The sequence below is a fragment of the Treponema sp. J25 genome (assembly GCF_004343725.1).
In the GTDB taxonomy this organism is placed as follows: domain Bacteria; phylum Spirochaetota; class Spirochaetia; order Treponematales; family Breznakiellaceae; genus J25.
This window is the reverse complement of record NZ_PTQW01000017.1, coordinates 1-20,182: the sequence shown is the minus strand read 5'-3', so window position 1 is coordinate 20,182 and position 20,182 is coordinate 1. Positions and strand designations below refer to the sequence as shown.

The window sequence follows — 20,182 nt, the reverse complement described above, 5'->3', positions numbered from 1 at the left end:
TTCCAAAAAATTCCTGAGGTTCCTTATTGTACAAAGCGATCATACACAATCGGGTCAAGGATTTTGATCTTTAATAACGTTTCTTCTATCCTTGATTGATCTTCCCCCGCATTAACATAGTGGTCAATCAACCAGAAATATCGATTGATTAACCGAGGAACGAGCAGGGAAGCCTTCTCTGGATTTGCCCGAATTTCGTTTTCCAGAGAGAAAATGGACTGCTTGAGTTTTCCTAACTCAATCGCCCGTAATTCCCGTTTAATAGTGAAAATTCCCCATAACACCCCATACACGGGGATCCATTCCTCTAGTTCAGGACTTTTGTATCCCAGTTCTTTTACTTTTCTATACAGCACCAGAATAAATTCTGATTCCATGAGCCGAATGTCGATCTTCTGGGGGTTTATAAAAAAAGCCTCCCGAAACAGGACCTTGGCTAACCGTGGTTCATTTACCAGGGCGTATACATCCGCCAGCTCCGCGAGAATCTCCGCATCCTCCTGCTTTTGTCCCAGGGCTTCCTCAAGAAGGCGCTGGGCCTTTTCATAATCTCCCAAAGCTTTATAACACCTTCCGAGTTGGAGCAAAAGTTCCGCATCCACTTGCTCCACGCCCTCTTTCAGAAGACCCGTAAAAAAACCGAGGGCTCGATGAAACACTCCCTGCCGTATTCCATACAGGCAGCGATCATACCGGTTTCCCATGCGTTCCACAAAAGACTGAAACTGTTTCCATTGGGAAACAAGATATTCGCCTTTTTCATAGGCCCCATCCCCTTCGGGCAGGGCTTTAAATCGTTCAAGCCACCAGTTTACACACTTTAAAGCGAACACCACCTCAGGGTGTTCATAATCGATCTCCAGAGCCTTTTCCAAACTATTCAGGGCTGAGGAAATATCAGAGGCTTTAAGCTGTTCGTAGGCCCTTTGCAAATGCCCCTGTATAACAGATTCTTCATCCATGGCTTGAACATTTGTGCAGTTTCCATATAATCATTGCACTCTTTTGTATTATATCATTTATCATTCCTTAGTCAACCTTTCCCCTGCGGTACGGTAGGGTTGGTAGCCATGATATTCCTTAGGGGTACCCTTGCGAAGGAAAGACACATCAGCCGCAAGAATCCCTTTTTTACAACCTTCTTTACAAGGGGGAGCAGGAATCTTAATATGTACATATGAAACCATTAGTAGCCCCGTCGATTCTGTCAGCAGACTTTTCTCGATTGGGAGAGGCGGTCCGGTTAATTGATCAGGTTCCCGCTGATTGGGTGCACATAGATGTGATGGATGGGCTCTTTGTTCCCAACCTTACCTTTGGCCCCAAAGTGGTGACGGATTTGCGGCCCTACAGTGCGAAAACCTTTGATGTGCACCTTATGGTAGAGCATCCTGAGTCTCTGGTTGATCAATTTGTAGAGGCGGGAGCGGATTACCTTACCTTTCACATTGAATCGGTAGTGCATGCCCATCGATTGGTAGAACATATCCACAATCGCGGGAAAAAGGCAGGCATAAGCCTTGTTCCTTCTACTTCCCTGAGTGCCATCGAGGAATTGCTTCCCTTCATTGATCTCGTGCTGATTATGACGGTAAATCCGGGCTTTGGAGGGCAGCGCTTTATTTCTTCGATGCTTAAAAAAATAGAAGCCCTGGCAGAACTTCGTAAAAAAGAGGGACTTTCATTCTTCATCTCGGTTGATGGGGGGATTAACCATGAGACGGCCCCCCTGGTACTTGAAGCTGGAGCGAATGTCCTTATCACGGGATCAGCGTTCTTTACGGCCCCTGATCCGGCGGAATTTGTAGAAGATCTAAAGAGTCTTCTTATGTATGACCGAAAAGTATAAAAAGGAGTTGCGTATGGTAGGTCCCTATCGATGGGGAGCAATTGTCCTCTTGTTCTTTGGATGGACCATGGTACTGTTTTCCCAGGACTATGGGGCCTCTCTTTCTCGGGGAATTACCCTTTTGAGCGAAGGGAAGTATCAGGAGGCGATTGATACCCTGGTACCGATTGCCACAAAGAGTTCTAAAGCGGATGAACAGGGAGAAGCCCTTTACTGGCTTGGGCAGGCATACCTTTCCAGGGGAGAGTATGGTAAATCTATTGCCGCTATCGAGGCTTTAGAAAAGACGAAGCGCCCTCCTCAGAGGGTTATTGATGGGGCCTATATCAAAGGTCGGGCTCTTTACGAAACCGGTCAATATGAAACGTCGATAGGGGTACTCCAGGATTTTTTTACAAAAATCGAAGATCCCATCCGAAAATCCCTGGCGCTCTTCTGGATAGGGGAAAATCTATTTTCGATGGGACAATACGGTGAGGCAGAAAAAATATATACTTCCCTTATTAGTCAGTACCCGCAGAGCCCTAAATATGAGGGTGCCCGCTATCGGCTTGCCCTTATCCAGCAAAAACAGATTGAAACAGAGCTTTTAGGGCTTTTAAAATGGAGCCATGAAGAGGCCCTGCGTATCACCGAAGAGTATGAACGCCGAGAACGGGCCTACGAACAGGCCCTCATTGCGTATCAAAAAAGAATCGCCGAACTTCTAAAGGATAATCGCCTTGCAACCCTGGAACAGGAAAATAGGGACCTGCTTTTGCAGATAGCCCGTCTTAAGGATGAATTGGCAGTAGCTCGAAATACGCCGGCCACGGCCCCGCAGGAAACACCGGCAGCACCTTCTCCTTCCATTACTCAAGAAACGCCCGCCACCCCTTCGAAAACAGAAGAAAATCCCCAGGTGCTGGAATTAAAACAAAAAGCCCTGGATATAAAAAATCGGATCATCAATCGGATCGCGGCATTAGAATCTTCCCGATCTCAGGAGGCTCCTCAAAAATGAATAGATATCAAAGATGTCGCACATGGCTGCTCTTGCTGTGGTTTTTTATCGCCGGGAATTTTGCTTTTGGTCGAGATTTTAAAGATGGTCGGATAAAATTAGTCCTCCACGAGCAAAGTGGACGGTTCTCGCTCTATTATCTTCAAGATATAGATAAAGAACGCTACATTCCTCTTTTTGTTGATAAGGACCCACGAACATCCTACATCACGTTACTCGTAAATGATAGTACGTACCGTTTGGGGGAAAGTTCTGTCTTTCGGATTATGCTTGATGAGACAAACCCTCTTTCTCCTGCGCTGGTGTTTGATTCGCCGGCCATCACGGTGCGCCAGGTTTTTTCCTTTCTTCGCATAGGGGATACGGTTCTTTCGAACGGGATCCGTATGGATATTCAGATAATCAACAAAGGCGAAAAGGATATTCGAGGGGGCGTACGTTTTCTTCTGGACACGAATCTTGGAGAAGAGGGGGATCTGCATTTCTATACCCCCTATCGACAAATTAAGAGTGAAACCCTGGTGGAGCCCTCTGCATCGGATACGTACTGGGTAAGCGAAGGTAAGCGGGGTGGACTTATGGGAAGTTTCTTCATCTCTTCCGCAAACAACCCTTCTTCGGTGCTTTTTGTCAATTGGAAACGTATCCATGACCTCAGTTGGAATATTAAGGTGTCTCCAGGAAGATCCTTTACCTATTTACCCTATTCGGTCAATGATTCGGCGGTCTGTTACTTTTTTGATCCCCAGCTTATTAAAGTTGGCCAAAGCCGTACCTGCACGCTGTTGTTAGCGGTTTCTCAGCCAGGGGGGTTCGAAACTGTTAAAGACAGCGAAGAACTTTCACGGATTTTTTCCAAGGCCTACGAGGAAACGCTCAATTCTCAGGAGGACCTAAAACGGGATCTCATTATCATAGAGGATGTATTAAAACGCCTGGATGTATTGCTTAAGGCTCAGGGAAATATTTCGGCAGAAGATATGGCTACTATTCAACAAATCCTCGATCGACTAGAAGAAAAATATCCGGCGAACCAGTAACGTCTGGGGATTTCCTTATCCAAGTGGGGTTGTACGATGGCAATAGTCCCCGATCCTCTTTTTATTAAAGCAACCCGGCTTATCCGAAAAAAGAAATTCGGGCTGGCCATTCAGCTTTTGGAAACTGAGATCGTTCGATACCATGACTCTCCCCGGTTTTATTATCTATTGGGCACCGCCTGTTTATATGCCGGTGACTATGGGGGAGCCCTGACCTATTTTAAACGGGGACGGGAATTAAAATTGCAGGATCCTTCTATCCTTGCAGGACTCGCGGTACTCCATTTACGACGGGGAGAGACCGAGCGGGCCATTGAGCTGTATCTGGATATTCTGGAAAAGGATCCCCACCACCGTCTTGCCCAGCGGGGGCTCCAGTTTATTAAAAAGCATGGAGATCCAGAACAGCTTCTCTCCTTAGTAGAGGAGGGGCGCCTTCTTCCCCTCTATCCACCTCTTCCCAAAATTCCCAGTTCTCGAAGGAGAAGACTTACCCTTGTGGTCAGTGTGGCCATAGGGATGGCCCTTATCTATGGCATTGGCCTTGGGGTAGGAATTTTCCCTAATCCCCTGGCAAAACCCCGCCCGGGGATGGACCAGTTCGTCCTTCTTACAGAAGAAAAGACCGCCCCTCTTCTTACAGGAGAAACATATCACCTCATTCTTACCCAGGGGGAGATTCTTCGTTCCTATGAGCGGGCCCTGAGGCTATTCAGCGAATATCGGGACGAGGCTGCCAAGGTAGAGATTAATCGCATCCTCCTATCCAATGCGGGGGAACCAATAAAAAATAAGGCACGGCTTTTAAAAAATTATGCCGCCACCCCCGGGTTTGATACCCTTCGCGATCGGTTCTCATACAATGAAGTAATGAAAGATCCCTTATTATACCAGGATGTGTACGTTATCTGGAGGGGGATGGCCGCCAACGTTATTGCAGAGGCCCAACGCACCTCCTGGGATCTTCTGGTGGGCTATGATACGAAGCAGGTGCTCCAGGGAATTATCCCCGTCCGCTGTGATTTTGCCATCGATGTGGATGTAGAAAAACCCCTTGAGGTCCTGGGGCAAATTGTCGTAATGCCTGAAAAGAAAGGAATATATCTGCGGGGTGTGGCGGTCCATCAGTCGAGGGTTATAAAACCGGATACTTGATAGGGCAGACCCAGAAAACATCCTTAAAAGCGAGAGGAGACTAACTATGAAAGCCCTGATCCAACGGGTGCTGCACGCCCAGGTGTGGGTAGAAGGTACATGTGTGGCCCATTTAGAACGGGGACTCCTGGTATATCTTGGGGTTGCCCAAGGAGACACAAAGACCCAGGCCGAGGAAATAGTAGAAAAAATCGTACATCTTAGAGTTTTTGATGATGAGGAAGGGAAAATGAACCGGTCCCTTTTAGATATCGAAGGGGCAGGGATTCTGTGGGTCTCCCAATTTACCCTCCTCGCAGACTGTCGGAAGGGTAGGCGGCCCTCCTATTCCCGGGCGGCTCCCCCTGCTCAGGCAAAAGAACTCTATGAGTACACCATAGAACGTTCCCGCCAGTACGGGCTCCCCATAGCCTCTGGTATTTTTCAGGCTTCCATGCAGGTCCAGTACACGAACGATGGTCCCGTTTCTATTCTCCTGGATACGGAAGAACTGGAAGGACTCTCTCGACGAGGAAATTGGCGGGGTAAGGCCGAATCTTAAAAAAATAAGGGAGAGTTGGCTCTGGATAAAATTCTAAAAGAATCATGGGCGGCTTGGAACGTTTGAGGAAAGGATTGCAGAGCCAAGGCAACGCTCTAAAAGAGGCGAGGACGGCTCAAATAGGCTTCCGCATTAAATGGTTCAAGGAGCTTTCCTAAAGATTTATCCAGCGCAATGGTGGCGATGATATGGGCAGAAAGCTCCGTAGAGGAAACAACTTCGAGATTGGGTAAATCCTCGCCAAAACATTCAGGACAATAGACCGTATCGGTTACGACGATATGCTTAAGGAGTCCCCGCCGGGTTAGTTCCGTCAACCGTTCCAGGGCAGGGGAAGAAAAGACCGCATGCACCGCCGCCAGGTTAATCTCGGTGGGATGGAATTTTTCAAGGGCATTAATAAGACTATACACCGAACCGGCGGTATCAATCATATCATCCACAATCCAGAGCACCTTCCCTTCGATGGGTTCCGCTGAAAGAATATTGATTGATTCCACTGTATTGGCCCGGGAATAATCCCGTTGTTTGTGGGCCACTACTAAGGGAGCACCGAAGGCATTAGCAAAAGTTCGGGCCAGTTTTTCACCCCCCGCATCGACCGAACAGAAGGCCCATTGGGAGCGTACTACGTTTCTCAAAAAATCCACCGATTGGATGTACCGGTCACAGAGGTACTGCTTCAGTAATTTTAAGCCAGGCACATCATCAATAGCACAGATGGTAGGATCAACCATGCTTTTTGATTTATCTGAATGGAGCTGATAGGTGATAATATGACAGGCCCCTAAACTGGAAAGGATCTTAAAGTGAATCCAGAGGCCCACCGAATTTCGACGGGTGGTTCTATCGGAACGAGAACAGGTTACATAGGGTTCAAAGACACAGATCCGTTCTGCCTGGGCTCGTTTTAATGCATCAATAGCATGATACAGCTCTATTTTTGCTTCTTCTACGGGGATCCCCGCGGGATTCCGGGCAGCACTGGAAAAAAGATAGACATCCTTTCCTCTGAGGGAAGTTCCTACTGCAACCTCGAGTTCTCCATCTGCAAAGAGATCAACCCGCAGGCTCCCCACCTGGTTAATCAATTCTGCTTTTTCCTGAAAACTGGGGAAATGAAGCAGGTGTTGGACCACCCGGTCGGTATATTCCTGCATAGAACGGGTAGCCAAAACGATAAAGTCATTTTGCATGTCTTAATAATAGCCCCCCTCTTCAGAATCGTCGAGTCCTTTTTTACCTTGCGAGAAAGGACTTTTTCGTATAGCATAGTTCAAGCAGAAAAGAGATGTGCATACTATTAGGTATATCAAAGGATGAAGTCCTATAAGGAGCGATATGATGGCAAAGAATGGAGAATCCTTAGAACAGTCCCAGGAGACAAAACCGAGCCTGGAAGAAAAACTCAAGGCCCTGGAAATTGCCAGGCTTCAAATAGAAAAACAATTTGGAGCCGGTTCTCTTATGAAGTTAGGCACCCATGTGAATGCCGCCGGGATTGAGGTAATCCCCTCGGGGTCCATCCTTCTGGATGAAGCCCTGGGTATTGGTGGCTATCCCCGGGGAAGAATCATAGAAATTTATGGCCCCGAATCTTCAGGGAAAACGACTCTTGCCCTCCATGCCATAGCGGAGGCCCAGAAACGGGGCGGTATTGCCGCCTTTATCGATGCAGAACATGCCCTTGATCCGGTGTATGCAAAAAACCTGGGGGTAAACATCGATGAACTGTGGGTTTCCCAGCCTGACACGGGAGAGCAGGCCCTGGAAATAGCGGAAAATCTGGTGCGTTCCGGTGCGGTAGACATTATCGTTGTGGATTCGGTCGCAGCCCTTACCCCGCAGGCTGAAATAGAAGGGGAGATGGGGGATGCCCACGTGGGGCTCCAGGCTCGCCTCATGAGTCAGGCCCTGCGTAAACTGACCGCCACCATAGGAAAATCAAAAACCATTCTGATTTTTATCAATCAGATCCGTATGAAAATTGGGGTTATGTTTGGGAACCCGGAGACAACCACCGGTGGAAATGCCCTTAAGTTCTACGCCTCAGTACGATTAGAAGTACGAAAAATGGAGACCATCGAAAAGGGAGATGCCGATGCCATTGGGAATCGGGTACGGGTAAAGGTGGTGAAAAATAAGGTGGCCCCCCCATTCAGAAAAGCGGAACTTGAGATCCTGTTTGGCAAAGGGATTTCTGCGGCGGGTAGTATCCTTGATGCAGCGGTAAAATACGAACTTATCGATAAGAAGGGGTCCTGGTATGCCTATGGGGAAGAGAAAATCGGCCAGGGGCGGGATAATGCGGTAGCCTATTTAGAAGCGAATCCCGCTCTTATGACGGAGATAGAGAAAAAACTCCGGGCCCTTATGTTCCCCGGTATGCGAGAACCGGAGGCGCCGGTGGGCGCGGGTGGGGGATCTCCGCTTCCGGGAACAGGGGGAAAAGGGCCTACAATCCAAAACACCGGAGCTTCTTCTGCCGCAATACCGAAAGCCGGTACGGCTCCCCTCGGTGCTTCCTCTGGAAGCGGAACACCCCCCGCTGGCAAAGCGCCCACCGGCGCCATCCAAAAGGATGAGCCTCTGAGTGGACCTTCAGGGACTTTAGCACGGGGTTCTTCTATCGCACGGAAACCCGAGACCGTGGCGGAACAACCGACAAGCAAGAAAGGTTCTGCCCCTTCTTCGGTGTCCTCTGAGGAAGAGCTTTTCTGAGGAAAAGAAAATAATGATAGCCTAACATCAGGGCCGTGGGGGAGCGAGTAGATAAGATCCCCAGGCGTAAAATAGCATCTGGCACGGCCCTGGTGAATCTCCGGGAAAAGTCGGGGGAAGAAAAAATGGCGGAACGGGAAGGGTATGAGGTCATTCTTGGTCTTGGCTCAAACCAGGGGTTCTCCCGGGAGATTCTTTTTAAGGCAGTCCAGGAGCTAGGGGTTCTTCTAAAGGATCTGCGCATGTCCCGAATATACCTTACCAAGCCCCGGCACCTGGTGGAACAGCCGATGTATTACAATTGTGCGGTGGTAGGTTTCTATCAGGGGAGCCCCGAGGAACTGCTTACCTCGATCCAGAAAATAGAAGAGCGGTATGGGAGAGATCGTAGCAAGGAACAACGGTGGGGAGCCCGAAGACTGGATATCGATATTCTGATCATGGGGAATCTTATCATCAACGATGGTCCCCGTCTTCAAATACCGCATCCCCGGCTGTTGGAACGGAAATTTGCCCTTCTCCCTCTTCTGGAGTTGTGCCCCCTCTGTCAGGACCCCCGGACGGGGATACCCCTGTGGCAAATATATGAACAGTTACCGGACCAGGGTATTTACTATACTGATATGGAGTACTATAATCAGCCCTCATGGAAGAACCAGAAATAACTTCAAAAACTCAGGTAAAACTTCGGGATTTCGAAGGTCCCCTCGACCTCCTGTTATTTCTCATTAAAAAGAACGAAGTGAATATCTATGATATTCCCATTGCAGAAATCACCGAACAATACCTTGAATATGTCCGTTATGCCACTGAACTGGACCTCGAGTCGCTTACCGAGTTTCATGTGATGGCCGCTACGCTGTTATACATAAAAAGCCGTATGCTTTTACCAGTAGAGATGGATGGGGAAGAAGAGATTGAAGATCCCCGCCAGGAACTGGTGGATCGGCTTATCGAATATCAAAAGTATAAAAAACTGACAGAACTCATGGAAGAAAAGGAACGGGAGGCAGAGTGGGTCATTGAACGAAAAAAGTTGCAGCGAGTTCTGCCCTTTGGAGAAGAGGAACTATGGGAACGGGTCGATGTGTGGGATCTTCTTAAAACCTTTTCGTCCTTGGTGAGTAACCTTACCAGCGAGCGAATCATAGATCTGTATGAAGAAGTTTCAATCAATGAAAAGCTTACCCTTTTGAATGAGCTTCTGGAAAAACGGGGAGAATGTAATTTTACTGACCTCGTGGTCCGCCGGGGATCGGTTATGGATATTGTCTGTGCCTTCCTGGCGGTTTTAGAGGCGGTAAAATTCAGAATGGTCTCTATTTATCAAAATCGGATGTTTGGGGATATCATTATTCGACCGTATGAGAAGGTGTATTCCCATGGAGATACAGTTGGATAAAGAAGTTGCCCTTATTGAGGCGATTCTCTACCTTGAAACAGAGCCCCTCGAAATTTCCCAACTTGCCCGAATTGCGGGTCTCTCTAAAGAGGTAGTAGAACAGGCCTTAGAAAAACTGGAAGAACGGTATCGAGAGCCTATTTCCGGGGTAGAACTTTCCCGGATTGGCGGGGGTATTGTTATCTCCCCTAAGAAAGAGTACTGGGACATTCTTAAAGAACGGTATGGAAAGAAAAACGATGCCAAACTTTCCCGGGCGGCCCTGGAAACCCTTTCCATCATTGCCTATTCCCAGCCTATTACCCGGAGTGAAATAGAGGCAATCCGGGGGGTCTCGGCGGATACGATGATTCGCCTGCTTTTAGAGCGGGGACTTATAAAAGAGGTGGGCAAGAAGGACGTCCCTGGCAAACCAATTCAGTATGGAACCACAAAGGAATTTTTAAAGATGTTCCGACTCGAAAGTATTGCGGATTTGCCAAAGCTAGATGAAAGTGAGCGAGAACGGTTTGAACTACAAGGAACATAACGCGCCTGGCACCTGGGACATTCCCGAAGGAGGCCTTCGACTCCAGGTATATTTAGCCCGGTGTGGGGTGGCTTCCCGCCGCGGAGCAGAACAGCTTATTCAGGAAGGACGGGTGACGCTAAACCATACTCTGGTCACTACCATGGGCGTAAAGGTGGTGCCAGGGGATATCGTGATGGTTGATGGAAAAGAGGTATACCCGGAAGAACGGCGTCACTACCTGGTTCTCCACAAACCAGCAGGGTATCTGTGCAGTGCTCGGGATCCCTATCATCGCCCCCTGGTGGGAGACCTGATTCCTTCTTCTATCACCGAACGGCTTTTTACTATCGGTCGGCTTGATTTTCGTTCTTCGGGGTTGCTTATTCTTACCAATGACGGACCCTTTGCGGCAAAGGTAGGGCATCCCTCTGCGGAAATCGAAAAGGAATACTATGTGGAATCCACGGTTCCTATCCCCGAGGTTCTTTTAGAACAATTTCCGCAGGGGATTGATATCGAAGGGGTCACCTACACATGCCGGGCCATAGAAAAACTGGGAAAAAAGGCTCTGCGAATTGTTCTTATTGAAGGGAAAAACCGGGAAATCCGACGGGTGTTTTCGTTTTTCCACCTGCATCCCCGGGTGTTGCGCCGCATTCGCATTGGGCCCGTGTTGTTGGGGGATTTGACGGAAGGGAAGACTCGTCCGCTTACTCCAGAGGAAATAGAGGCGCTCCGGGATGTGGCAGGGAAAAGGGGGAAAGCTCCCCATTAAATCACAATAAAAAATGAACCGGGGAAGCTTATAAACGCTGAATCTATTGTTTGAGGAACCGGAAAGATTATCGCAAAGGGGGAGAAAATGGTTATTGCCATAGACGGCCCTGCAGGTTCGGGGAAAAGCACTATTGCCCGCTTACTTGCCGAGCGGCTGGGGTTTGTGTATATCAACTCGGGCAATCTCTATCGCGCCCTTACCCTGGGCTGCCTTACACACCATATTGTGCCTACCGATGAGAGCCAGGTCCTTGCCTATGCGGAAAAGGCCCCCATCGACTATGTCAATGGGCGGGTTCACCTCGAAGGGAGGGATGTGGAAGCGGAACTCCACACCGATGAGATCGATCGATGGGTAGCCCCCCTGTCGGCTATTGTACCGGTGCGGCATCACATCAATGCCCTTATCCGCCGGATTGCAGAGGGAAAACAGGTGGTGGTCGAAGGGCGAGACATGACCACCGTGGTGTTTCCCGATGCGGAATATCGGTTTTATCTCGACGCCTCTCCTGAAGCGAGGGCCCGTCGCCGCTATGAGCAGGGGGTGTCCCAGCTTTCCCTTGAAGAGATTGAGCGACGTATCCGGGAACGGGACGAAATTGACAAAAACAAGGCTGAGGGGAGCCTTAAAATCGGAGAAGGGGTCATCTACTTGGATACATCGGACTTGACCATCGAGCAAGTTTATGCCAGATTGATAGAGAAAATTCAGCTATAAGGATTAACTATGGGTCAGATGGAAGTGGAAATGGGTGGGTCTTTACACTCCGCGGACAACATCCAGACACAATTACAAGAGGAGTATCTCAAATCCCTCGAACAGCTCGAAGAAGGCCAGCTTGTCGAAGGAAGGGTCATTGAGGTGACACAGGATCAGGTCTTCGTCGATGTTGGGTATAAGTCAGAGGGAAAGATTCCCATTGCGGAGTTTACTGAAATTCCCAAAATAGGCGACACCGTCATGGTGGTGCTTATTACCAAGGAAAACAAGCACGGTGAAGTGATTGTTTCTAAACAAAAAGCCGATGCCAAGCTGTTCTGGAAGAACCTGCGTCAGGCCTTCCAGGATCACACCCCGGTAGAAGGGGTTATCGAAACGGTCGTAAAAGGTGGGTACGAAGTTAATCTGGGAGCAGGGGTAAAGGCCTTCTTGCCTATCAGCCAGGCCGATATCAGCCGGATTGATAAGCCAGAAAAGCTTTTAAATGTAAAATCCTTCTTTTATGTAGAACGCTTGTATTCCGATGGCAAAGTAAACGTGGTGGTAAACCGTCGAAAATTCCTTGAAGAAGATATTGAGAAACGACGGGAAGCCTTCTTTGCCAACACCCAGGTGGGTGATGATGTGGTGGGAACGGTAAAGAGTTTTACCTCCTTTGGGGCCTTTATCGATCTTGGCGGATTCGATGGGCTTTTACACATTAATGACATGAGCTGGGGCCATGTGACCCGGCCAAAGGATTATGTAAAGAAGGGGCAACAGGTAAAACTGAAGGTGATCCGGCTCGATCCGGTAGAAAAGCGTATCAACCTTTCTTTAAAGCATTTTACCGACGATCCGTGGATTCATTTTGAAGAAAAATATCATGTAAATGATATCGTAAAAGGTCGGGTTACCAAGCTTACCGATTTTGGTGCCTTTATTGAACTGGAAGAGGGAATCGAAGGCCTTGCCCATATTTCTGAATTCTCCTGGGTCAGAAAGATCCAGCGGCCCGACGAGATGCTCAAAATTGGGGACGAAGTGGACTGCATGATCCTGGGCTATGATCTTCAGGCAGGGAGGGTGTCCCTTGGGCTTAAGCAGGTTACGGCCAATCCCTGGGATACGATTACGGAGCGCTATCCGGTCGGTACCCGGTTACGGAGAAAGGTGGTAAAGCTCACCAATGCGGGAGCCTTTGTCCAGCTAGAAGAAGGAATCGACGGGTTCCTCCATGTGGACGATCTTTCCTGGACAAAGAAAATTAAACATCCCGGGTCAGAACTGCAGGTAGGCCAGGAAATTGAAGTAATGGTTATCGCCTGTGACCCGGAAAACCGGCATATTCGTCTGGGGGTGAAGCAGCTTACTGAGGATCCCTGGACGAGTTTTGCTGCCGCCTATAAAGTCGGTTCTCCTATCGAAGGGGAAGTTTCTTCGGTAACCGACTTTGGTATTTTTGTTCGAGTTTCGGGGGGAATCGAGGGGCTGATTCACAAAACTAACCTCACCGAAAATAAGGACGAAAATCCCGATGAGGTTCTGAAAAAATACAAGGTGGGCGATCCGATAAAAGCGGTCGTCATTGAAATTCAGCCGGAAAAACAGAAGGTAGCCTTTTCGATCCGGGATTATCACCGAAAGATGCAGCGGGAAGAGATTTCCCAGTATATGGCGGCGGAAGAATCCGAGAGCGCTACCTTTACGCTGGGAGATTTCTTAAAGTCCCGGGATAGGGATGCCCGGCAGGATTAGGAGCCATGCTTTCTCAGATCGACGTCCAGAAGTTCAACACCCTGATAGAGATTAACACTCTCATTAATTCGAACTATACGGACGTACGGTCTCTGTTGACCCAGATTCTTGAGTCGGCTACTCGCCTCTGTGAAGGGGAGGCCTCGAGCCTCCTCTTGCTCAACAAGGCAGAACAAAAACTGTATTTTGAAATTGCCCTTGGATCCAAGGGAGCGGCGGTAAAAAAGTACTCCCTTAACTTTGGAGAGGGCATCGCAGGGTGGGTAGCTCAACACAACAAGTCTATTATTGTAAACGATGTAGAAAACGATAGCCGGCATCTGGCGGAAATTTCACGGTCCATTGGATATCCTGCAAAGACCATGCTGGCGGTTCCCATGCGCATCAAAGATGAATGCGTGGGGGTTATCGAGCTTATAAATAAAAAGAATGGGCGCTACTTTTCAGAAGATGACCTCGAGTGGCTTGAAATTTTTGCTAATCAGGCAGCCATAGCGATTCAAAATGCCCGGAGTTACGAAAAGGCCCGAGAAGAAATCCACTTCCTGCAAGATCAGATTCAAACGGATAGGGGATACCATACACTTATTGCGGCAAGCCCGGTTATCTTAGAAAAGCTTGAAATTATCGAACGGGTAGCTAAAACCGATTCCTCCGTATTAATCCTGGGTGAGAGTGGGGTAGGGAAGGAGCTTTTTGCGGAACAGATTCACCTTCGGAGCAATCGGCGGGATGGCCCTTTTGTGCGGGTAAATTGCGCAGCCCTCCCCGAAGGACTCTTGGAAAGTGAACTCTTTGGTCACGTAAAAGGGGCATTCACCGACGCAATTCAGAATCGTCGGGGCCGCTTTGAAATGGCCAACGGAGGAACCATCTTTTTAGATGAAATAGGTGATCTCCCGCTGAAGTTGCAGGCTAAATTGTTACGGGTTATCCAGCAAAAGACCTTTGAAAAGGTTGGGTCCGACACCAGTATTACCGTAGATGTCCGTATTCTGGCGGCCACAAACCGGGATATCGAAGCTCTGGTGGAAAAAGGGGAGTTCCGGCGGGATCTCTACTACCGGCTTAACGTGCTTCCTATTTATATTCCTCCATTACGACAGCGCCCCGAGGATATTCCCGAATTAGCCCAGTTCTTTTTAAAGAAGTTCAGTCGGGAAACGAAGAAAAAAATAGATGGTTTCTCGGATGAGGCAATGCGGGTAATGCTTACCTATAATTGGCCTGGAAATGTTCGGGAACTGGAAAACTGTATTGAGCGGGCCTGCGTTATCAGTAATGGGCCATGGATTCAGCCAGAGGATCTGTTATTACGATCAACCGCAAACGCGAGCGATGCAACGGTGCCGCAGGATACAAAAAATCTTAAAAATGCCTTGAATAGCTTTAAACGGCACTTTATAAAAAAAGTTCTTGAAGAATGTAACTGGAACCAGACCGAAGCAGCAAAGGTGTTGGATATCCAGCGTACATATCTTTCTCGACTTATTAAAGAGCTAGAAATCGTAAATCCTAAGGAGTAGAGCTACAGTATGGAAAGCGCAAAAAAAAGCGAAGTGGCGGTGAATTTTTCTGACCGGCTGGTCAATTTTATTCAACGGAATCGAAAAATATTGGCGGGTGTTCTCATTGTTCTCTTTGTTGTTCTTGTCGGGGTAGGAATTGGATATACGGTTTTGGAAAATGCTAGAAAAGCAAATATAGTAAAGGTAGCGGAACTTGAAAAATCCTATGAAGAAATACGTATTCTCGAGGATTCTTCTGATAAAGAAGAGAAAATCCAAACATTAATAAAAGAACTTGAGAAATTTGCAGAGCAACATACCTGGTTAAGCAAGTATAGTGGAACTCGGGCATATATGACCCTTGCTACTATTCATGTGGACAGAAAAGAATGGCCTGAAGCAGAGCAGGCCTGGCTTAAGGTTGCATCAATTTCCCCTTCAAGTTACCTCGCACCGGTGGCTCTTTATAATGCGGCTACCGCTGCAGAGGAGCGGGGAGATTCCCTTAAGGCACTGGAGTTGTATACTCGCTGTGCGAAAGAGTATGAGAAGACCTTCCCTTTAATGCCCCGGGTATATTTTGCCATAGGTCGTATCCAGGAGAGCCAAAAAAACAATACCGAAGCTCTTGCAGCGTATGAAAAGCTCGTGGAAAAATGGCCAAACGACAATTGGACAAAACTCGCTCGTAGCCGTATACTAATGTTATCTACACTGAAATAGAGGGGTCCTATGAAAAAACGGGCAAAGCTATTACAGACAAAGTATTTTGGTCTCATAATAGGTTTGCTCGTTGTGATGATTATCCTTTTACTTGATTTTTCTACATCTATTTTTAAAGACCTCAACACGAAGGCGACGGACTTTCAATTTTATTTAAAAGGGATGGTAACCCCTAAAACTATTCAGGAAGGGGTGGTGGCGACCGAGGAAAATCCCCGGATTTCCCGGGATATCATTATCGTAGGAATCGACAATCGTTCCCTTGCTACGTTTGGAAAATGGCCTTTCCCTCGATCCTATCATGCGAACCTCATCGATAATTTTTCTCGTATCATAGATAAACGAGAACGGGAGGCGGCCCTTTTTCTTGATATATTTTTTATCGAAAGTGATACTCGGCCAGCGGAAGATGGGCGGCTTCTTCAAAGTATAGAACGGTCGGGCAGGGTTTTTCTTGAAACGCTATTAGATGTGGCGATAAGTGATTATGATTCCCACGAAACAATGCTTCGCCGACAGAAAGAACTGCTTCGGCATCATCCAGGCCTTGTGAAAATCCAGGGAAAATGGAAAGAGATGTTCGACTTTAAAAGTGTTCAGGCTCCCCTTATTCCCTTTGGCAGGGCAAGCGCAGGCTATGGGCATGCCAATTATATTCAGGATAGCGATGAAATATATCGACGCCAGCCCCTGGTTGCTAAACTTACCGAAGAACTGGAACAGATACCCCTTTCTGAGCTGATCGTTGGGTATACGGTAGATGAGACAGTCTATGAACGACTTGTATGGATAGACCGGGATAATCGGAGTCATAATATACGTATACCCCTGACTGCTGAGGGTCTTAAACAGTTACAGAAAGACCTCGAACGATATGCCCCTCCGGTGATAGAAGATGCGGATGAAGACGGAATTCCAGAGAATCAATATTACATTGTGCGAAAGGTAAAGGATTATTTCATTCCCGCTATTACTCTAACTCTTGCCTGTTCTTATTTTGGAATTAATTTAAATGATGTGGAAGTAGTAATCGGAAAACATATTCGACTTCCCAACCCAACTGTCTATGATCCTGTTTCGGATACGAGAATTCCATATAGCATTCCTATAGGGAAAGCGGTGTTTGATAAAGAAGGGAACCTCATCAAGCCTGCTCCCCGCAAAGTCTTAGATGAAATCGTAATTCCCATTAATGACCAGGGACAAATGGTGGTCAACTATATGGGCTACCGTTCTTCTCCTTCCCTCGATGGGTATCGAACGTTCCCTATTCGTTCATATGCGAGTTATGCCGAACGGGTAACCGGTCCGGACCCCGAAACATGGCCCCGAAGCAGAGCCATGGCAAACAAAATAGTAATGGTCGGGCCCTTCGCAGATGGGATTGCGGAGGATGAAAAACCTACCCCCTATGGGTTAATGTACGGCGTTGAGATCCACGCAAATGCTTTAAACACAATCCTCATGAATAACTTCCTTTACTCTGTTCCTCGCTGGCTGGATGTTTTGTTGCTCTTACTACTGGTAGGGGCTATTTCCTTTCTTGTTTCTCGATATTCCACGCTCTGGGGGCTAGTAACCCTTTTAGGAGTTCTTCTCTTTTATTTTCTGGGGATTTCGGTTGCCTTCGAAGCCTACAATATGGTGTTTGATTTCCCAAAACCCGCCGTGGGAATGATCTTTTCGTTTATTGCGATTGTGTCATATCGGGCTATGACAGAAGAAAAAGAGAAAAAGATGATCCGCACCACCTTTGGAAAATATGTAAGCCCCAAAGTGGTAGACCAAATTCTTGAGAATCCTCCAGAATTGGGAGGCGTTGACAAAGAACTAACGGTCCTTTTTTCGGATATCCGAGGGTTTACCACCCTTTCTGAAAACATGACCCCCCAGGAACTGGTAAATCATCTGAATGTATACCTTACGGCCATGACCGATATTATTCTGGAATACGAAGGAACCCTGGATAAATATGTGGGCGATGAAATCATGTGTTTTTGGGGGGCTCCCATTTCTCAGGAAGACCACGCTATTCGGGCATGTAAGTGTGCCCTGAGGCAAATGGAAAAACTTAGAGAACTGAATGAGTCCTGGCCGGAAAGTAAACGTATTGACATTGGTATCGGAATTAATTCAGGAATTATGACGGTGGGGAACATGGGTTCGCCCGGAAGGATGAATTACACCCTTATGGGAGATAACGTAAACCTGGGGGCCCGTCTAGAGGGAACTAACAAGCAATATGGGACCCATATTATTATCAGCGAGTTTACCTATGGCCTTGTAAAGGATCACTTTATAGTTCGAGAGCTAGACACTATCCGGGTAAAAGGAAAGAACAAGCCCGTCGTTATTTACGAATTGGTGGATAGTGTTGATCCCCTATAGGGATATAGATTTCCCCCTAGAAAATAAAAGGGAAGGGGAGGGGTCCCTTGTAGTGGCGAAAGAGATAATTCTTTAGCGAAAGCAAGAAGTGGGTAGAAACTGAAAAACTGGTGGCGATTGTTAAGTGTGGATAAACTTATTTTGTGGTGTAAGAAAAAAAATAACATACAACAGACTTTTGTAAGAAAGGTGAACTATCTCTGTATCATTCTGGGGGTTGTTTTTTTTTCCTGCGGTATAGAAGAGTATATTTATCTTTTTCCGGTTTCAAATGTTTCGGTAAACGGAGTAAGTTCTATTACCATTACTACCCCAGACCAGAGTAGCGTGGCTTCGTATTTTGATAGGTACCTTATTTTTTATCGGATCTATTTGAGTGACAACAACCTTTCATCCGTCTCTTCTTCTGATCTTTCCTCTATCAATACAGCTATGGCAAGTCACTACTCTTATTTTAGCACCTATACATCGACTGCCAATTATTCAGTGGTTTCCTATAATATGAGCGATATTTTTAATCAAAAAGGATTCTATGAACTTTCAGTAACGGATAGCTCTGTTAATCTTACCAGTGATAGCTCTGTGACGTTTACTCTTACATTGAATTCAGGATTGCGGTACAAAAGCAGAAGCTTCTCTAAATCTGACATTAACAAAAATGGAAACGATGATGAAGACGTAGAAGGTACTGGCCAGTATGCCTATGTAATGTTCTACATTATCGCTTTTGGGACAGATACCGGGGGGAGTGCCATTTATAGCAATCCCACGTGGCTAGGGGTTCTAAAAATAGAATAAAAAGCCAAGGGAAGACACTCAAGAGAACATTAAATTGCACCGTCTTCTGCTATTTGTTTTCATATATTATACTATACATAATGTATATTCTGTCTACTTAAATACGTATGATAAAAAAATATCTGATATTGATAGAGAACGGACGCTAGCAGCGGATTAAGTTAAGATATATTTTATTTTTAGCTTTCCTGCCATTTTTTATACAATTCACTGTATACCGTAAAATATGAGGCTCCTGAAAAACCGGAAGGCAGGTTTTTCTCCTGAGGATTATAGGCTAACGTTCTAATTCGTTCTATGGCAAGAAGTTTTTCCGGATGTTTTTCAGCAAGCTCTTTTATTTTTTTATCCTCTTTTGATGGCAAGAATATCTCTGCAGACGATCCTTTTATGCGATAACAGGATCCCCATAATAAAGCAGGGCTTGAGTATTTTTTTACCCCTTCGGGGATCACAAAGAGTTCTGCCCTGGTTATGCGAATTCCCTCGGGCAGACAGGTGTTCAAAATGGCAAGAAAATTCTCTGGAGAGACTATCTCCTCCATTTCAATCGTAGCAATTTCTTCCTGAGAAGCAATACCAAGACTCAGGGGCGCCGCAAAATCCATTGCCGGGAGCGGGTTAAAGCCTTCGGTAAAGTGAACAGGAAGACCAGAACGAACTAAGGCTTTAGAAAAAACTTCCATCAGACCAAGATGAGGAATAAAGATAGCCCTGCTCTGTTTAGTGAAAGAGAAAACGATACGATAAGCATCTCTTTTCTTGTTTTTTTTGTTGGGAAAAGAGGGGCCATGGTTTTCAGGGAATCCTTGAGGCGTCTCATCTTTTTTTTCTTCGCAAAGCAAACTTTTTTTATCAATATGTATACTATTGTATACAATTTTGGCATTCTGATTGCACACCCCGCAGGGGTTTGTACATTTTTCTGAACATACTGAAGTTAATTCTGAATTTCTAGAGCGAAGTAACTCTTTTTTTAAAAACCCTTTTCCGGTGGTACTCACAATGGAGTCCCAGGGCAGTTCTTCTTCGAGGCTTCTTTTTCTTAACGCACTTTGTACGGTTTCGGGGAAATTACCAAGAATTTGCTGCCAGAGCTCCCTTTTAAAATATTCATCCCAACTATCGAGACGACAGCCATTCAGGAAGGCCTTATAGATTATTTCCCCTACTCTACTATCACCCCGAGAAAGAATTCCTTCAATTTCAGAAATGAAAGGATCATGGGTGCTTACCTTAACCCCAAGAGGCCGGAGATTATGCCTAATATACTGTAATTTTTGTTCCAGGCACCTCTAAAAACTCGAA

General features: G+C 46.8%; 17 protein-coding genes and 1 pseudogene. 15 read left to right on the top strand and 3 right to left on the bottom strand.

Features of this window, described 5'->3' with window-relative positions; translation table 11 throughout:
• Positions 1-23 precede the first annotated feature (23 nt).
• The gene (locus C5O22_RS06520) at positions 24-962 is read right to left on the bottom strand and encodes a tetratricopeptide repeat protein (protein WP_132780406.1); all 939 of its coding nucleotides are present in this window, start codon (positions 960-962) and stop codon (positions 24-26) included.
• 215 nt (positions 963-1,177) lie between these two features.
• Here C5O22_RS06520 and rpe point away from each other — a divergent pair, with 215 nt between their 5' ends.
• The 5 genes from rpe to dtd are packed head-to-tail and all read left to right on the top strand — an operon-like array spanning position 1,178 to position 5,588.
• On the top strand, positions 1,178-1,849 hold the full coding sequence (gene rpe, locus C5O22_RS06515; RefSeq protein ID WP_132780405.1) for a ribulose-phosphate 3-epimerase: 672 nt from the start codon (positions 1,178-1,180) through the stop codon (positions 1,847-1,849).
• Complete coding sequence (locus C5O22_RS06510) at positions 1,833-2,852, top strand: tetratricopeptide repeat protein (RefSeq protein WP_132780404.1); 1,020 nt, start codon at positions 1,833-1,835, stop codon at positions 2,850-2,852. The genes rpe and C5O22_RS06510 overlap by 17 nt, the downstream gene beginning before the upstream one ends.
• The gene (locus C5O22_RS06505; RefSeq protein WP_132780403.1) at positions 2,849-3,892 is read left to right on the top strand and encodes a hypothetical protein; all 1,044 of its coding nucleotides are present in this window, start codon (positions 2,849-2,851) and stop codon (positions 3,890-3,892) included. The genes C5O22_RS06510 and C5O22_RS06505 overlap by 4 nt, the downstream gene beginning before the upstream one ends.
• Positions 3,893-3,928: 36 nt before the next feature.
• Positions 3,929-5,047, top strand: a complete 1,119-nt coding sequence (locus C5O22_RS06500) for a tetratricopeptide repeat protein (RefSeq protein WP_132780402.1) — start codon at positions 3,929-3,931, stop codon at positions 5,045-5,047.
• A 46-nt stretch (positions 5,048-5,093) separates the two neighbouring features.
• Positions 5,094-5,588: a D-aminoacyl-tRNA deacylase gene (dtd, locus tag C5O22_RS06495; RefSeq protein WP_132780401.1), complete on the top strand. Its 495-nt coding sequence runs from the start codon at positions 5,094-5,096 to the stop codon at positions 5,586-5,588.
• Positions 5,589-5,683: 95 nt separating this feature from the next.
• Here dtd and C5O22_RS06490 read toward each other — a convergent pair whose 3' ends face one another.
• Positions 5,684-6,784, bottom strand: coding sequence for a ribose-phosphate diphosphokinase (locus C5O22_RS06490; protein WP_132780400.1), 1,101 nt, complete (start codon positions 6,782-6,784; stop codon positions 5,684-5,686).
• A gap of 148 nt (positions 6,785-6,932) precedes the next feature.
• Here C5O22_RS06490 and recA point away from each other — a divergent pair, with 148 nt between their 5' ends.
• The 10 genes and pseudogenes from recA to C5O22_RS06440 all read left to right on the top strand — a co-directional run bounded on the left by recA (position 6,933) and on the right by C5O22_RS06440 (position 18,874).
• On the top strand, positions 6,933-8,309 hold the full coding sequence (gene recA, locus C5O22_RS06485) for a recombinase RecA (protein WP_243692890.1): 1,377 nt from the start codon (positions 6,933-6,935) through the stop codon (positions 8,307-8,309).
• 35 nt (positions 8,310-8,344) lie between these two features.
• A complete protein-coding gene (gene folK / locus C5O22_RS06480; protein ID WP_132780399.1) occupies positions 8,345-8,974 on the top strand; it encodes a 2-amino-4-hydroxy-6-hydroxymethyldihydropteridine diphosphokinase in 630 nt (209 codons plus the stop codon).
• The gene (locus C5O22_RS06475) at positions 8,956-9,711 is read left to right on the top strand and encodes a segregation and condensation protein A (RefSeq protein ID WP_132780398.1); all 756 of its coding nucleotides are present in this window, start codon (positions 8,956-8,958) and stop codon (positions 9,709-9,711) included. The genes folK and C5O22_RS06475 overlap by 19 nt, the downstream gene beginning before the upstream one ends.
• On the top strand, positions 9,692-10,240 hold the full coding sequence (scpB, locus tag C5O22_RS06470; RefSeq protein ID WP_207895355.1) for an SMC-Scp complex subunit ScpB: 549 nt from the start codon (positions 9,692-9,694) through the stop codon (positions 10,238-10,240). The genes C5O22_RS06475 and scpB overlap by 20 nt, the downstream gene beginning before the upstream one ends.
• On the top strand, positions 10,221-10,997 hold the full coding sequence (locus tag C5O22_RS06465) for a pseudouridine synthase (RefSeq protein ID WP_243692888.1): 777 nt from the start codon (positions 10,221-10,223) through the stop codon (positions 10,995-10,997). Before scpB ends, C5O22_RS06465 begins: the two co-directional genes overlap by 20 nt.
• Positions 10,998-11,084: 87 nt before the next feature.
• A pseudogene (gene rpsA / locus C5O22_RS06460) lies at positions 11,085-13,457 on the top strand (30S ribosomal protein S1).
• 5 nt (positions 13,458-13,462) lie between these two features.
• Entirely contained in the window at positions 13,463-14,983 is a 1,521-nt protein-coding gene (locus tag C5O22_RS06455) for a sigma-54-dependent Fis family transcriptional regulator (RefSeq protein WP_132780396.1), read from the top strand.
• A 9-nt stretch (positions 14,984-14,992) separates the two neighbouring features.
• The gene (locus C5O22_RS06450; RefSeq protein ID WP_132780395.1) at positions 14,993-15,688 is read left to right on the top strand and encodes a tetratricopeptide repeat protein; all 696 of its coding nucleotides are present in this window, start codon (positions 14,993-14,995) and stop codon (positions 15,686-15,688) included.
• A 9-nt stretch (positions 15,689-15,697) separates the two neighbouring features.
• Entirely contained in the window at positions 15,698-18,076 is a 2,379-nt protein-coding gene (locus C5O22_RS06445) for an adenylate/guanylate cyclase domain-containing protein (RefSeq protein WP_132780394.1), read from the top strand.
• A 189-nt stretch (positions 18,077-18,265) separates the two neighbouring features.
• The gene (locus C5O22_RS06440; RefSeq protein ID WP_132780393.1) at positions 18,266-18,874 is read left to right on the top strand and encodes a hypothetical protein; all 609 of its coding nucleotides are present in this window, start codon (positions 18,266-18,268) and stop codon (positions 18,872-18,874) included.
• A gap of 179 nt (positions 18,875-19,053) precedes the next feature.
• On the opposite strand, the gene C5O22_RS13485 is transcribed toward C5O22_RS06440, so the two are convergent.
• A complete protein-coding gene (locus C5O22_RS13485) occupies positions 19,054-19,776 on the bottom strand; it encodes a TIGR03936 family radical SAM-associated protein (RefSeq protein ID WP_279432190.1) in 723 nt (240 codons plus the stop codon).
• Positions 19,777-20,182 lie beyond the last annotated feature (406 nt).

What these genes read in the sequence shown, in the direction of transcription:
- rpe (WP_132780405.1), top strand. Translation starts at nt 1,178, where the DNA reads ATGAAACCATTAGTAGCCCCGTCGATTCTGTCAGCAGACTTTTCTCGA.
- C5O22_RS06450 (WP_132780395.1), top strand. Translation starts at nt 14,993, where the DNA reads ATGGAAAGCGCAAAAAAAAGCGAAGTGGCGGTGAATTTTTCTGACCGG.
- C5O22_RS06510 (WP_132780404.1), top strand. Translation starts at nt 1,833, where the DNA reads ATGACCGAAAAGTATAAAAAGGAGTTGCGTATGGTAGGTCCCTATCGA.
- C5O22_RS06505 (WP_132780403.1), top strand. Translation starts at nt 2,849, where the DNA reads ATGAATAGATATCAAAGATGTCGCACATGGCTGCTCTTGCTGTGGTTT.
- C5O22_RS06490 (WP_132780400.1), bottom strand. Translation starts at nt 6,784, where the DNA reads ATGCAAAATGACTTTATCGTTTTGGCTACCCGTTCTATGCAGGAATAT.
- C5O22_RS06520 (WP_132780406.1), bottom strand. Translation starts at nt 962, where the DNA reads ATGGATGAAGAATCTGTTATACAGGGGCATTTGCAAAGGGCCTACGAA.
- C5O22_RS06455 (WP_132780396.1), top strand. Translation starts at nt 13,463, where the DNA reads ATGCTTTCTCAGATCGACGTCCAGAAGTTCAACACCCTGATAGAGATT.
- recA (WP_243692890.1), top strand. Translation starts at nt 6,933, where the DNA reads ATGGCAAAGAATGGAGAATCCTTAGAACAGTCCCAGGAGACAAAACCG.
- dtd (WP_132780401.1), top strand. Translation starts at nt 5,094, where the DNA reads ATGAAAGCCCTGATCCAACGGGTGCTGCACGCCCAGGTGTGGGTAGAA.
- C5O22_RS06445 (WP_132780394.1), top strand. Translation starts at nt 15,698, where the DNA reads ATGAAAAAACGGGCAAAGCTATTACAGACAAAGTATTTTGGTCTCATA.
- C5O22_RS06500 (WP_132780402.1), top strand. Translation starts at nt 3,929, where the DNA reads ATGGCAATAGTCCCCGATCCTCTTTTTATTAAAGCAACCCGGCTTATC.
- scpB (WP_207895355.1), top strand. Translation starts at nt 9,692, where the DNA reads ATGGAGATACAGTTGGATAAAGAAGTTGCCCTTATTGAGGCGATTCTC.
- C5O22_RS06475 (WP_132780398.1), top strand. Translation starts at nt 8,956, where the DNA reads ATGGAAGAACCAGAAATAACTTCAAAAACTCAGGTAAAACTTCGGGAT.